The sequence below is a fragment of the Nocardia wallacei genome, from assembly GCF_014466955.1.
Lineage (GTDB): Bacteria > Actinomycetota > Actinomycetes > Mycobacteriales > Mycobacteriaceae > Nocardia > Nocardia wallacei.
Genome location: NZ_AP023396.1, coordinates 6,977,298 through 6,990,407 on the forward strand (window position 1 = coordinate 6,977,298; position 13,110 = coordinate 6,990,407).

The window sequence follows — 13,110 nt, forward strand, 5'->3', positions numbered from 1 at the left end:
TGAGCGACGGTTTGCCCCGCACCGTTCCGTAGCATGGACCCATGACCGAACAGGACATTCTCTCGCGCATCAAAGACCTGGTGGATCGGGAGCATCAGCTGCGGTCCAAGGCCGAGAGCGGGGCGCTCGACCCGGAGCAGGAGCGGGCTCAACTGGCCGATCTCGAGGTGATGCTGGACCAGTGCTGGGACCTGCTGCGGCAACGGCGCGCCCGCACCGACCGGGGCGACAACCCGGACGAGGCCCAGGCCAACTCGGCCAAGCAGGTCGAGGGGTACCTCCAGTAACGGATACCATCGCTGGATGGTGGCAACGATAGATATCACGACCGCCGACGGCATCGTGCGGGGTCGTCGGGGCCGCCGCGTGCTGCGCTGGCGGTCCATTCCCTACGCCGCTCCCCCGGTCGGTGACCTGCGCTTCCGGGCGCCGCAACCGGTGCGGCCCTGGACCGGCGTGCGGGAGGCCACCGACTTCGGTTTCGCGGCCATGCAGCACCGGCGCGGGGCCCTGATCGGCCCGCGCCGGTCGCAGCCGACCGCCGAGGACTGCCTGACCCTCAACGTCACCGCGCCGGTCACGCCGTCGTCCGCGCCGCGGCCGGTGCTGGTGTTCATCCACGGCGGCGGCTACGTGCTCGGCACGTCGGCGCTGGGCCTCTACTCCGGGGCGCGGCTGGCGCTGCGGGGCGATGTGATCGTGGTGTCGCTCAACTACCGGCTCGGCGCCTTCGGCTACGTCGATTTCAGCGAGTTCTCCACGCCCGACAGACCTTTCGACTCGAATCTGGGCCTGCGCGATCAGGTGGCGGCGCTGCGCTGGGTGCAGCGCAATATCGCGGCGTTCGGCGGCGATCCCGGCAATGTCACCATTTTCGGTGAGTCGGCGGGCGCGCACGCCGTGGTGAGCCTGCTGGCCACGCCCGCGGCGGCGGGACTGTTCCATCGGGGCATCGCGCAGAGCGCCCCGGCGGACTGGGCGATGACCGCCGCGGAGGCGCGCGAGTTCGCTCGTCGCTGCCTGGACAATCTCGGCGTCGCGAGGGCGGACGCCGTCACCGCGCTCACCACCTTGGGCGCCAACGACATTCGCAAGGCGGTCGACCGGGCCGTCGGGCAGGTGCTGTGGGAACAGCCGGGCAGCTTTCCCGCCGCGCCGGTGGTCGACGGCGACTATCTGCCGCAGGCGCCCGTCGATGCCTGCGCCGACGGCAGCGCGCACCCGGTTCCACTGATCATCGGCACCAACCGCGACGAGGGCACGCTGTTCCAGCGCTTCGACCGGACCTTGCCCACCACCCCGGCACAACTGCACACCGCGCTGGCCCGATGCGGCGACGAAGACCTCGAAAAACGCGTTGTCGCGGCCTATCCCGGCTTTCCGAGCCGACGCGCGGCGGTGCGGATGGGCGGCGATTTCGTCTTCTGGCGCCCGACGATCGCCCTGCTGGAGGGGCACAGCAAACACGCGAGCTGTTACGCGTACCGCTACGACTTCGCCCCGCGCGCGGTGCAGCTGGCCGGATTCGGCGCGACGCACGCGCTCGATCTGATCCCGGTGTTCGGCGGCGTCGACACCGCGGTCGGCCGCGCCATGACCGCGGCGGGCGGGCAACGCGGCTTCCGCGCCGTACAGAACGAGTTCCAGGAGAACTGGCTGTCCTTTGCTCGCACAGGGAAACCGCTCGATTCCTGGCCGGAGTACTCCGTGGAGCGGCGCAGCACCCGCATAATCGACCACCCCGCGCGAGTGGAAGTCGACCCCGAACGCGCGAAACGCCTTGCATGGGACGGCGTTCGCGTCCCCGCCCTGGGCTGAGCCCTTCCACCAAACGCAGCCCTGCCCCAGCAAACGCCGCCCCGCCCCAACAGACGCGGCCCTGCCCCAACACACGCCGCCCCGCCCCAGCACACGCCGCCCTGCCCCAACAGACGCGGTCCTGCCCCAACACACGCGACCCCGCCCCAACACACGCAGCCCTGCCCCAGCAGGCGCGGCCACCCCAACGGGCGCGGCCACCCCACGGGTGCGGACTATTTCAGCAGGCGTGACATCCGGCGGTCGGCGAGGATCTTGCCGCCGGTCTGACAGGTGGGGCAGTACTGGAACGACTTGTCGGCGTAGGCGACCTCGCGGACCGTGTCGCCGCACACCGGGCACGGCAGGCCGGTGCGGGCGTGCACCTGCATGCCGGACCGCTTCTCGCCCTTGAGCCGGGCGGCGTCCTGGCCGACGGACCGGTTCACCGCGTCGGTGAGGATGGCGCGCATGGCCTCGTAGAGCAGCACCGTCTTCTCCGGGGCGAGGGAGCCGGCGGTGGCGAACGGGGAAAGCTTCGCCGCGTGCAGGATCTCGTCGGAGTAGGCGTTGCCGATGCCCGCCAGCAGCGTCTGGTCGGTGAGGGCGGTCTTGAGCCGCTGCGAGGTGCCGCGCAGAATCTCGGCGAACTGCGCCTCGGTGACCGCCAGCGCGTCGGGACCCAGCCGCGCGATGCCCGGGACCGCCCGCGGGTCCTCGACCACCCAGACCGCGAGGCGTTTCTTGGTGCCCGCCTCGGTCAGGTCGAAGGCGGGGGTGGCGCCCTCGGCGGTGAAGAAGTGCACGCGCAGGGCGAGCGGGCCCTTGCCCGGCTTGGGCGGATTCGGACTCGGCTCGTCGATCCAGCGCAGCCAGCCGCCCCGGGACAGGTGCGTGATCAGCCACAGGCCGCCGCAGTTCAATCCCAGATGCTTGCCCCAGTGGCCCGCCTCGAGGACGTCACGACCGGACAGCGCGGTGATCGGCGGGTCGAACGTCTTCAGCACGCTCAGTGCGGCGACATCCACCCGCCCGACGACCGCGCCTACCGCGTGCTCGGCGAGGAACCGCTCGAGCGCCGCGATCTCGGGTAACTCGGGCACGCCCGCAGCCTACCGGCCGGCACCGACATCGGCGATCACTCGCCGTCGTGCACGGTGATCACGTAGCCCTCCGGGTCGGCGAAAGCGGAATGCTTACCGAACGGACCGTCCGCGACCGGCACACCGGCCGTGGCCGGCTCGTCGTGCGGAGCGGGCGCGTCGTCGGTGCGCAACCACAGCGCGACACCCGGCCCGACATCCTGACCATCGAACATCGCATGACGGCCGGCCGCATCCGGCACCTGCTGCCCGATCCGAAAACCATGGCCGTCGCCCTGTGCGAACCCGAGGCCAGCCCCACCCCCCGACGCGGGCTCAGCGGCGGCGCAGCAGATAGATGTCCATGATCCAGCCCTTGGCCGCACGCAGTTCCTCGCGCCGGCGCACGATCGGATCGGCCACCTCCCGCAGTGGGCCCTCGATCAGCGTTTCGTCGGGCATGCCCAGATAGGCGCCCCACCAGATGTGCAGGTCGTCGCCGGGCACGGTGGTGAAGGAGGCTTCGCCGTCGAGCATGACGAGCGTGGATTCGCCTGGGGCGACGCCTCGTTCGCGCAACCGGCGGCCGGTGGTGATGTGGACGGGCTCGCCGATATCGTGCAGGACGATGCGATGCCGCGCGGCGAGCGCCTGGGCGCTGGTGATGCCGGGAACGACGGTGTGGGCGAATCGCAGCGCGCCGCGCTCGAGCACCCGGCCGATCATGCGCAGGGTGCTGTCGTAGAGGGACGGGTCGCCCCACACCAGAATGCCGCCGACGCCCTCGGTGCCCGCGAACGCCTCCTCCAGCAGGGCGGCCCGGCGCTCGTGCCAATCCTCCACGACGCCGCGATAATTCGCGTCGCCGACGCTGCGCTCGCGGGGCGGATCGGGAATCTCCACGATCCGATACGGGTGGTCGGTGTGCGCGTCCAGGATGGCGGTGCGCACCGCGACCAGCTCCTGTTTGGCGTCACCCTTGCCGATGACGAAGAAGACGTCCACCCGGCGCATGGCCTCGATGGCCTGCACCGTCACCTGGGTCGGATCGCCCGCCCCGATCCCGATCACATAGAGCTCCCGCACGCCACTCAGCTTGCCAGGCGCGCCACGACACCCGATCATCCGTGCGTAGACTCGGCCCACATGGACGGCGCCCGAACCCATCCCGATACGCAGTACGAGGACCTGCTGCGGCACGTGCTGGACACCGGAACACCGAAGGCGGACCGGACGGGCACCGGCACCCGCAGCGTCTTCGGCCACCAGCTGCGCTACGACCTCTCGGCGGGCTTCCCGCTGGTCACCACCAAACGGGTGCATCTGAAGTCGATCGTGTACGAGCTGCTGTGGTTCCTGCGCGGCGATTCGAACGTGGGCTGGCTGCGCGAGCACGGCGTCACCATCTGGGACGAATGGGCCGACGCCGCGGGCGAACTGGGCCCGGTCTACGGCGTGCAGTGGCGCTCGTGGCCGACGCCCGACGGCGCGCACATCGACCAGATCGCCCAGGTACTGCACACGCTGCGCACCGACCCGGATTCGCGGCGAATGCTGGTGTCGGCGTGGAATGTCGCCGAGCTGGACAAGATGGCGCTGGCCCCCTGCCACGCGCTGTTCCAGTTCCATGTCGCGGACGGCAGGCTGTCGTGCCAGCTGTACCAGCGCAGCGCGGACCTGTTCCTCGGTGTCCCGTTCAATATCGCCAGCTACGCCCTGCTCACCCACATGGTCGCCCAGCAGGCCGGACTGGAACCCGGCGATTTCATCTGGACCGGCGGCGACTGCCACATCTACGACAACCACGTGGAGCAGGTGCGCGAGCAACTGCGCCGCGAGCCGTACCCCTTCCCGCGGCTGCGGCTGCGCCCCGCGACCTCGCTGTTCGACTACACCTTCGAGGACGTGCAGGTCGTCGACTACCGGCACCACCCCGCCATCAAGGCACCGGTCGCGGTATGACCCCCGGCACCGGAGCGCCACGAGTCGCCTTGATCTGGGCCCAGACCCCCGACGGAGTGATCGGCGCCGACAACACCATCCCGTGGCGAGTCCCCGAAGACATGGCGCACTTCAAGAAACTGACCTCGGGCCACCCTGTAGTGATGGGCCGCCGCACCTGGGATTCGCTCCCCCCACGCGCCCGCCCACTCCCCCACCGTCGCAATATCGTGATCACCCGCCGGCCGACCTGGTCCGCCGCGGGCGCCGACCCCGCCGCCTCCCTGGAAGAGGCCCTGAAGCTGGCCGACGCCGACCTCACCTGGATCATGGGCGGCGGCGAAATCTACCGAGCCGCAATGGCTTACGCGACCGAACTGGTAGTGACAGAGGTGGACACCAAGGTGGCGGGCGACGCCTACGCCCCCACCATAGGCCCCGACTGGCACATCGACTCCACCACCGACTGGCAACAATCCACCACCGGCCTGCGGTTCCGCTGGCTACGCTACCTGCGATAACAAGAGCCGACCGCACACCCACCCCAGCCCATTACCCCGATACCGACCTCCGACCACCCCCCGCTACCGCACAATACGAAAACTGAAAACCTCAAACACCAACCACCAAGGTTTTCGGCGCGGCTCGGTTTTCGGGTGCCGCTGCGCAAGCGACGAAGGAGCAAGCAGCGGTACCCGAAAACCGAGCCACAGGGCGCCGAAAACCCGCCGCGGCGAAGCCGCGGCAAATAAACACAGAGGGGCTTCATGGACAAGAAATCGCTGACGGCGGTGGCCCGGCAGCAACTGAAGCTGGCCGCGACCGCCTCGAGTGGCCGGAGTTCGCAGACGCTGTACGGCGGCCATGCCCACAGCCTGCGGCAGACCGTGATCGCCTTGACCGCCGGGCACAGCCTGGCCGAGCACGACACTCCGGGTGAGGCCACACTCCAGGTGCTCACCGGCACCCTGACCGTGCTCAGCGGCGCCAACGAATGGAAGGGATCACCGGGCGATCTGCTGGTGCTCCCGGGCGCCCGGCACAGCGTCAAGGCCATCGACGATGTGGCGTTCCTGCTGACCGTCGCCATGTGACGCGCGAGTGGTCGGCGGCACCCCGTAATCTGTCGATCATGGGTGAGCCGCAGCCGATTCTCGATCCGCTCACACGGGCCGCGATCTTCCTCGTCGCCACCATCGACGAGGGCGGCGAGCCGGCGATCCGCGATCTGCTCGCCGATCTGGCCGGGCTGCGGCGTTCGGTGGGTTTCCGGGTTCCCGGGGGTGAGCTGAGCTGCTGCGCCGGCATCGGTTCCGCAGCGTGGGACCGCTTGTATTCCGGCCCGAGACCGGCCGAGCTGCACGAGTTTCCGGGCTACCGCGGTCCTTACCACGCGGCTCCGGCCACGCCGGGCGATCTGCTGTTCCATATCCGAGCCGAATCCATGGACGCCTGTTTCGAGCTGGCGATGGTGATCGGCGACCGGTTGCGCGGCGCGGCCACCATCGTCGACGAGACGGTCGGATTCCGCTATTTCGAGCAGCGCGATCTGCTCGGCTTCGTCGACGGTACCGAGAATCCGGAGGGCCGCGCGGCGGAGGCGACGGCGCTGGTGGGCGCGGAGGATCCGGATTTCACCGGCGGCAGTTATGTGATCGTGCAGAAGTACACCCACGATCTGGCGGCGTGGAACGCGCTGTCGGTGGAGGAGCAGGAGCTCGTCATCGGCCGCACCAAGCAGCGAGATATCGAACTGTCCGACGCGGAGAAGCCGCTGAATTCGCATGTGGCGGTCAATACCGTGTACGACGAGGATGGCACGCAGCGCCAGATTCTGCGTGCCAATATGCCGTTCGGCAGTGTCCGGGCGGGTGAGTTCGGCACCTACTACATCGCGTACGCCGCTACGCCGAGTGTCACCGAGCGCATGCTGGAACGCATGTTCCTCGGCAGCGACGAGGCGGCCTACGACCGCATTCTCGATTTTTCCACGGCGATCACCGGCACCCTGTTCTTCACCCCGACGACCGAATTCTTGGAGGATCCACCGGACCCGCCGCAGGCGCTGGTCGCGGTGGCCGACGACGACCTCGAGCTGTCCGGCGCCGTGCCCGCGGGGTCCGGCTCTCTCGGTATCGGCACGTTGAAAAGGAGTAAGGCATGAACAACCTGCACCGCGAACTCGCGCCGATCACCGCCGCGGCCTGGTCGGCGATCGAGGAGGAAGCGACGCGCACGTTCAAGCGCCATATCGCCGGGCGGCGCGTGGTGGATCTGTCGGGACCGCACGGCACCGACTTCTCCGCGGTCGGGCTGGGCCGCACGACCGCGATCACCGCCCCGGACGAGGGGGTGCTGGCCCGCCAGCGGCTGGTGGCTCCGCTGGTCGAGCTGCGGGTGCCGTTCACGCTGCTGCGCGAGGAACTCGACAATGTCGAGCGCGGCGCCCAGGACACCGACCTGGACGCGGTCAAGGACGCGGCCCGCAAGATCGCCTTCGCCGAGGACCGGGCCATCTTCGAGGGCTATCCGGCGGCGAACATCACCGGCATCCGGGCCGCCGCGTCCAACGAGCCGGTGGCGCTGCCGTCGGATCCGCGGCTGGTGCCGGAGGCGATCGCGCAGGCGCTGAGCGAACTGCGGCTGGCCGGTGTCGACGGCCCGTACTCGGTGCTGCTGAGCGCCGACCTGTACACCCAGGTCAGCGAGACCTCCGACCACGGCCACCCGATCCGCACGCACATCGAGCGCCTCATCCCCGAGGGCGAGATCATCTGGGCCCCGGCCATCGACGGCGCTTTCGTGCTCACCACCCGCGGCGGCGATTTCGACCTGCAGCTGGGCCAGGACGTCTCGATCGGCTACCAGTCCCACGACGCCGACGCGGTGGAGCTGTACTTCCAGCAGAGCATGACGTTCCTGGTGTACACGGCGGAAGCCGCGGTCGCGCTCCGGTCCTGATCCGCCCGCACCGCTGCCGCGACGAATTCGGCTACCCCGGGCCGCCACCCGACCGGTACGGTGGGCTCGCGTAGCGAGGAGGGTCGATGACAGCGGTGCGAGCCGGGGTGGTGCCGGGGCGGCGAGCGCTCCTGTACAGCGTGCTGGGCGTGCTGACCACGGTGTCGGTCTGCGCCGGGGTCGTGGGCGTGTTCGGGGTGAATCGGGTGATCACCGGGCTGGTGGCCGGGGCGGCGGTGGCGATCGCGCTGCTGGTGCGGTTGTTCGGGCGCGATGCCGTGGTGCTGGCCGAGCAGGCCATCTACTTGCGGACACCGCTGCACGAATCCAGCATCGATTGGGACCGGGTGGTCGCGGGGCGGTTCGCGCTGGACGAGCGGGCCCGCTGGTCGCTGGCCCTGGATCTGGCCGGTGGCGACGAACCGCACAGCGAGCTGGTGCTGCTGAGCATTCCACCGGTGGTGCGGCCGGTATCCAACGCCTACGAGCACCGTAAGCGGGAGCAGGTGGCCGAGATTCGGAAGGTGTTGCGGCACAAGCGGATTCCGGTGACCGTGCTGCCGGAGATCGCGGCGTCGCTGCACGAGCACTGGAAACTCGCGCCGCCTGCCCGGTGATTCCCGGCGAGCCCGGCGGCGCATTCGGGACGGCGAGAGGAACGGGAGTTCGTGGTGAGGGCGGGAGTTCGTGGCGCGGCGGGGCGCATGATCCACACGGCGGCGGTGGCGCATGTCCGGGAGCGGCGGCTGCTGCAGGCGCGGTCGGCGGGCAAGGACGTCTTCTATATGGCGGGCGGGAAGATCGATCCCGGCGAGACTCCGGTACAGGCGCTGCATCGCGAGGTGCGCGAGGAACTCGGCGTCGCGGTGGCGGCCTACCGAGAGCTGGGGGTGTTCGAATGCGAGGCGTACGGGCACGCACCCGGCACCGCGCTGCACATGACCTGCTTCACCGCCGACCTGACCGGCGACCCGCGGCCGACCAGCGAGGTCGCCGAGATCCGCTACTTCACCGGCGGCGAGTACGCGGCCATGCCGCACGTCGCGCCGGGATCGATGCTGGTCTTCCGCCGCCTGCACGAACTGGGGCTCATCGACTGGTGAACAGGAGCCGAAAACGATTGGCGTCCAGCTCAGTCGGACGGCTTCAATTCGTCCGAATCGCCTTCGGCTCGGTCATCGGCCGATGCGGTGTCTTCTTCTCCAGTGTCCACAGGCGGCACCCGAGTAGGCCCGGCGCGCAAGGGGATTCGGCTCGCAGCCAGGAATCCGAGGAACAGAATGACGGCGGCGGCGAGCAGGGTGAGGCGGGTGGCGTCGGCGAATCCGCGGGCGAGTGCGTCCACGACCGCCTGGGTGCCGTCGTGTTCCCGCAGCACCGTGACCGCGCCACCGGCCGATTCCCGCGTCGCCACGGCCACCTCGTCGACGGCTCGGTGCTGCAGCCCCGGCACGTCCGACAGACGGTCGGGCAGCACGCGCGCCAGCGATACCCCCAGCACGCCACCGAGCACCGCCGGGCCGAGCGCGAACCCGACCTGCCGCACCGTCAGCCACGCGGCCCACCGCCCGGTGTCCACGGACCGCCCATCGGCGAGCAGGGCCCCGGCCAGCTGTGCGGCGACAGCTCCCAGGCCGATCCCGTAGCAGGCCAGCAGCACCCCGAGCAGCCACGGCGACACGTCCGGCGACACGCACAGCGCCGTCACCGCCACGGCCACCGCCTGGAGGGCCAGTCCGGCCCGCACGATCCACACCGGCGCGAGCAGCCGCGCCCGCCACGCGACGACACCACCGGCCGCCAGCGCGCCCAGCGCCATCGCGGCCAGCACGCAACCGCCGCCGAGCGTGGTCAAGTCGAGCACGTTCACCAGATACAGCGGCAGCACGAACAGCAGGCCGAACTCGCTCAGGGTCACGGCCAGCACGGCCAGGCTCCCCCACCGGAACTCGCGCTCGGCGAACCAGGAAAGATCGCACAGCGCAGCGCGTTCGGCATGCGCTCGATGCCGCTCCCACAGCGCGAACAGCACCAGCAGCACCGCACCGAGCAGCAACAGCAGCGGAATCGGTGAACTCGCCGCCCGAGTCGACCAGGTCAACCCGAAGAAATCGAACTCCCGCACCGGTTTCCACCAGCCGTAGGTCTGGCCCTCGATCAGCGCGAACACCACGAGGGCGAAGCCGGCCGCGCTGAGCAGCAGTCCGTCGATATCCGGTCCGGGCACGGGTTCGGGCGCCGTGGTCTCCGGCACGAACAGCACGATCCCCGCCAGCACCACCACGCCGATGGGCACGTTCACCAGAAAGATCCACGGCCAGGTGAAGCTGGAGCTGAGCCAGCCGCCGAACACGGGCCCGACGACGGCCACCGCGGACACGACCACACCCCAGGCAGCGAACGCCAGGACCCGATCGCGTTCGCGAAGCACCGCGCGAGCCGTCGCCAGCGCGCCCGGCAGCACGGCCGCGCCGCCGATGCCCTGCACCAGACGGCCCCAGATCAGGGTCGACGCGTCGTCGGCCGCGGCGGCGAGCAGGCTGCCGGCGACGAACACCACCACCCCGGCGGCGAAAATCCGGCGGTGGCCGAACCGATCACCCACTCGCCACGCGGTGATCAGCAGCGCGGCGAAGACCAGTGCGTAGACCGCGGTCACCCACTGGGCCTGGGTGAGACTCAGGCCCAGGTCGCGGATGACGGCCGGTAGCGCGACGCCGACCGCGGTGCCGTCGAGACTCACCATGGCCAGGCCCAGCGCCGCCACCGCGAGCGCGCGAGGGCGCCGGTGGCCGTGGTCCGCGGGCGAATCCAACTCCGTCATGCGCAACTCCCGCCGTCGAGTGGGAACGCTGTCGAAGAACCTCGGGTCCCACACAGTCTACGAGTGGTTTGCCCAGAATTCGCATGCCCCGTCAGGAGACCGCGACGCGCTCCAGTAACCGCTCGGCGGTGGACCGGACGGCCTGCTGATCCCCCGACCAGCCGAGCAGGTGCAGTACGGCGTCGGGAATCAGGCGCTCCGCGTACCCGGGCGCGGCCCCTTCGTCCGAGCGGATATTGATCGCGCTTTCCACCATCCGGAAGGGCAGTACGCGCACTCCCGCGACGGGCGAGGATCCGGTCTCGGCGAGCACCTCGTCCGCCAGCTGCTCGTAGTGCCCGCGCAACTCCTCGCGCCGCAGCCGGAACGCCTCGAACCGCTCCGACCGCAGCTCCGGCAGCAGATACAGCGCGCCGAGATTCCAACGCGCGGAACATAATTGACGTACGTCGAACCACGCCAGCGCGTACAGCCGCACCGGCGCCGGGCCGGGCTCGGCACGCAATCTGGCCGCCAAAGCCAATGGGCCGGTGACGGTTTCGTCCAGCAGGGCGTCGAGGATGTCGTCCTTGGCGGAGAAGTGATGGTAGAGGGAGGCCTGCCGGATACCCACGGCGTCGGCGATGCCGCGGGTCGAGGTGCTGGCATATCCCTTGGTGGTGAACAGCTCCGCGGCGGCATCGAGGATCTCGGCGCGTGGCGTGTGCCCTTGGCGACGCCGCGGCTCGAGGCGCGGGCGGCCGGGTCCGAGTTGCGTCACCTCTCCATTCTGGCCCATCGCCGCCGCCCGACCTCGCGTGCGTCGGCGCTCGTGAGATTTCTGTCATCCGACAGAAACGTGGGCAACGCAGAAGTTACCCACGGGGACGGGACCGATACATCGGCGTCACCACCGCGCCGGCCCGGATTGGAAAACTTTCACCCGATAGATATTGGCCACGACGCCGAAGGACTCCCGCCCATGGCCACCACCCTCGCCCCCGCCGCCCAGTCCGACAGTGCCGACCTCGAAAGGTTCGGCTACCAGCCGGTTCTGCATCGTAAGCTCGGCCGCTACGCCTCGTTCGCGGCCGGGTTCTCCTTCGTCTCCATCCTCACCACCATCTTCCAGTTCTTCGGCTTCGGCTACGGATTCGGGGGCGGGGCGTTCTTCTGGACCTGGCCGATCGTGTTCGCCGGGCAGTTCCTGGTCGCGCTGAACTTCGCCGAGCTGGCGGCCCGCTACCCCATTTCCGGCTGCATCTACCAGTGGTCGCGGCGGCTGGCCGGTGAGGTGGTGGGCTGGTTCGCCGGCTGGATGATGATCATCGCTCAGATCGTCACCGCCGCCGCGGCCGCGATCGCCCTGCAGGTGGTGCTGCCCTCGATCTGGAGCGGCTTCCAGATCATCGGCGCCGACACCGCCCTCACGTCCCGTGACGGGGCGATGAACGCCGTGCTGCTGGGCAGCGTGCTGCTGGTGCTGACGACGGTGGTGAACGTGGTCGGTATCGAATTGATGGCACGGTTGAACACCATCGGCGTCACGGTCGAGATCGTCGGGGTGCTGGCGACGATCGCGCTGTTCTTCTCGCACGCCGAGCGCGGCCCGAACGTGGTGTTCGACAACGCCACCGCCGCGCCGGGCCCGTACTGGGCGGCGTTCCTGGTGTCGGGGTTGATGGCCGCGTACGTGATGGTCGGATTCGATTCCGCCGGTGAGCTTTCCGAGGAGACCAAGAATCCGCGGCGGGTCGCGCCGCGCACCATTCTCACCGCGCTGGCCGTCTCCGCGCTCGGCGGCGGGCTGATGCTGCTGGGCGCGCTGATGGCCGCGCCGAGCCTCGACGACGGAGCGCTCGCGAGCGACGGGCTGGCCTACGTGATCTCCGCGAAGCTGGCCACCCCGGCGGGCAAGGTGCTGCTGGCCTGCGTGGCGGTCGCGATCACGGTGTGCACGCTGGCGATTCAGACGGCGGGTTCGCGGTTGATGTTCTCCATGGCCCGGGACGGGAAGCTGCCGTTCGCGCGACGGCTGGCGGCGGTGCATCCCCGCTTCGGCACTCCGGCGCTGCCGTCGGTGGTGATCGGGGTGCTCGGAATCGCGCTGCTGGTGGTCAATCTCGGAAATCCGGCGATCTTCGCGACCCTGGCCAGCGTCTGCATCGTCACGTTGTATCTGGCCTATCTGCTGGTGACGGTGCCGCTGCTGGTGCGCCGGGTGACGGGGTGGACCGACAGCGCCCCGGCTCCGGCAGGTCTGTTCACGCTGGGCCGCTTCGGAATTCCGGTGAACGCGGTCGCGGTCGGCTGGGGCGTCGCCATGGTGGTGAACCTGGCCTGGCCGCGCGCGGAGGTCTACACCCCGGATGGCGGTGGCTGGTGGATGCTGTGGGCCGCACCGCTTTTCGTCGCCGCCGCGATCGCGGTGGGTGCGGTGGTGCACCAGGTCGTCGTCGCGGCCCCGGCCCGCCGGGCCGTCCCGGCCGTCCAGCCCGCCTGAACCGATCCGCACACGTTTTCTCC

The 13,110-nt window shown here is 69.8% G+C and carries 15 protein-coding genes; 10 read left to right on the top strand and 5 right to left on the bottom strand.

Annotated features, from left to right (window positions below):
- The first annotated feature begins 41 nt into the window (after window positions 1-41).
- Both NWFMUON74_RS31410 and NWFMUON74_RS31415 read left to right on the top strand, forming a co-directional pair.
- Window positions 42-287 carry a DUF2630 family protein gene (locus NWFMUON74_RS31410; RefSeq protein ID WP_187685328.1) on the top strand — a complete coding sequence of 82 codons (246 nt, stop codon included), beginning with the start codon at window positions 42-44 and terminating at the stop codon, window positions 285-287.
- A 16-nt stretch (window positions 288-303) separates the two neighbouring features.
- Window positions 304-1,818: a carboxylesterase/lipase family protein gene (locus NWFMUON74_RS31415; protein WP_187685329.1), complete on the top strand. Its 1,515-nt coding sequence runs from the start codon at window positions 304-306 to the stop codon at window positions 1,816-1,818.
- Between the two features lie 215 nt (window positions 1,819-2,033).
- On the opposite strand, the gene NWFMUON74_RS31420 is transcribed toward NWFMUON74_RS31415, so the two are convergent.
- The 3 genes from NWFMUON74_RS31420 to cobF all read right to left on the bottom strand — a co-directional run bounded on the left by NWFMUON74_RS31420 (window position 2,034) and on the right by cobF (window position 3,965).
- Window positions 2,034-2,900, bottom strand: a complete 867-nt coding sequence (locus tag NWFMUON74_RS31420) for an Fpg/Nei family DNA glycosylase (RefSeq protein WP_187685330.1) — start codon at window positions 2,898-2,900, stop codon at window positions 2,034-2,036.
- 35 nt (window positions 2,901-2,935) lie between these two features.
- A complete protein-coding gene (locus NWFMUON74_RS31425; RefSeq protein ID WP_187685331.1) occupies window positions 2,936-3,115 on the bottom strand; it encodes a VOC family protein in 180 nt (59 codons plus the stop codon).
- Window positions 3,116-3,215: 100 nt separating this feature from the next.
- Complete coding sequence (gene cobF / locus NWFMUON74_RS31430; RefSeq protein WP_187685332.1) at window positions 3,216-3,965, bottom strand: precorrin-6A synthase (deacetylating); 750 nt, start codon at window positions 3,963-3,965, stop codon at window positions 3,216-3,218.
- Between the two features lie 60 nt (window positions 3,966-4,025).
- Between cobF and NWFMUON74_RS31435 the strand changes: the two genes are divergently transcribed.
- The 7 genes from NWFMUON74_RS31435 to NWFMUON74_RS31465 all read left to right on the top strand — a co-directional run bounded on the left by NWFMUON74_RS31435 (window position 4,026) and on the right by NWFMUON74_RS31465 (window position 8,884).
- Window positions 4,026-4,841 (top strand): thymidylate synthase, encoded by an 816-nt coding sequence (locus NWFMUON74_RS31435; RefSeq protein ID WP_187685333.1) that lies wholly within the window; start codon window positions 4,026-4,028, stop codon window positions 4,839-4,841.
- The gene (locus NWFMUON74_RS31440) at window positions 4,838-5,341 is read left to right on the top strand and encodes a dihydrofolate reductase (protein WP_187685334.1); all 504 of its coding nucleotides are present in this window, start codon (window positions 4,838-4,840) and stop codon (window positions 5,339-5,341) included. Before NWFMUON74_RS31435 ends, NWFMUON74_RS31440 begins: the two co-directional genes overlap by 4 nt.
- A gap of 246 nt (window positions 5,342-5,587) precedes the next feature.
- The gene (locus NWFMUON74_RS31445; protein ID WP_187685335.1) at window positions 5,588-5,914 is read left to right on the top strand and encodes a cupin domain-containing protein; all 327 of its coding nucleotides are present in this window, start codon (window positions 5,588-5,590) and stop codon (window positions 5,912-5,914) included.
- Between the two features lie 38 nt (window positions 5,915-5,952).
- Window positions 5,953-6,984 carry a Dyp-type peroxidase gene (locus NWFMUON74_RS31450; protein WP_187685336.1) on the top strand — a complete coding sequence of 344 codons (1,032 nt, stop codon included), beginning with the start codon at window positions 5,953-5,955 and terminating at the stop codon, window positions 6,982-6,984.
- The gene (locus tag NWFMUON74_RS31455; protein ID WP_187685337.1) at window positions 6,981-7,781 is read left to right on the top strand and encodes a family 1 encapsulin nanocompartment shell protein; all 801 of its coding nucleotides are present in this window, start codon (window positions 6,981-6,983) and stop codon (window positions 7,779-7,781) included. Before NWFMUON74_RS31450 ends, NWFMUON74_RS31455 begins: the two co-directional genes overlap by 4 nt.
- Window positions 7,782-7,867: 86 nt before the next feature.
- Window positions 7,868-8,398, top strand: coding sequence for a hypothetical protein (locus NWFMUON74_RS31460; RefSeq protein WP_187685338.1), 531 nt, complete (start codon window positions 7,868-7,870; stop codon window positions 8,396-8,398).
- Between the two features lie 87 nt (window positions 8,399-8,485).
- Window positions 8,486-8,884 (top strand): NUDIX hydrolase, encoded by a 399-nt coding sequence (locus tag NWFMUON74_RS31465; RefSeq protein WP_187689537.1) that lies wholly within the window; start codon window positions 8,486-8,488, stop codon window positions 8,882-8,884.
- A 29-nt stretch (window positions 8,885-8,913) separates the two neighbouring features.
- Here NWFMUON74_RS31465 and NWFMUON74_RS31470 read toward each other — a convergent pair whose 3' ends face one another.
- Window positions 8,914-10,605: an MFS transporter gene (locus NWFMUON74_RS31470; protein ID WP_187685339.1), complete on the bottom strand. Its 1,692-nt coding sequence runs from the start codon at window positions 10,603-10,605 to the stop codon at window positions 8,914-8,916.
- Window positions 10,606-10,696: 91 nt separating this feature from the next.
- A complete protein-coding gene (locus tag NWFMUON74_RS31475; protein WP_269475303.1) occupies window positions 10,697-11,365 on the bottom strand; it encodes a TetR/AcrR family transcriptional regulator in 669 nt (222 codons plus the stop codon).
- Window positions 11,366-11,566: 201 nt separating this feature from the next.
- Between NWFMUON74_RS31475 and NWFMUON74_RS31480 the strand changes: the two genes are divergently transcribed.
- Window positions 11,567-13,087, top strand: a complete 1,521-nt coding sequence (locus NWFMUON74_RS31480; RefSeq protein ID WP_187685341.1) for an amino acid permease — start codon at window positions 11,567-11,569, stop codon at window positions 13,085-13,087.
- Window positions 13,088-13,110: the final 23 nt, after the last annotated feature.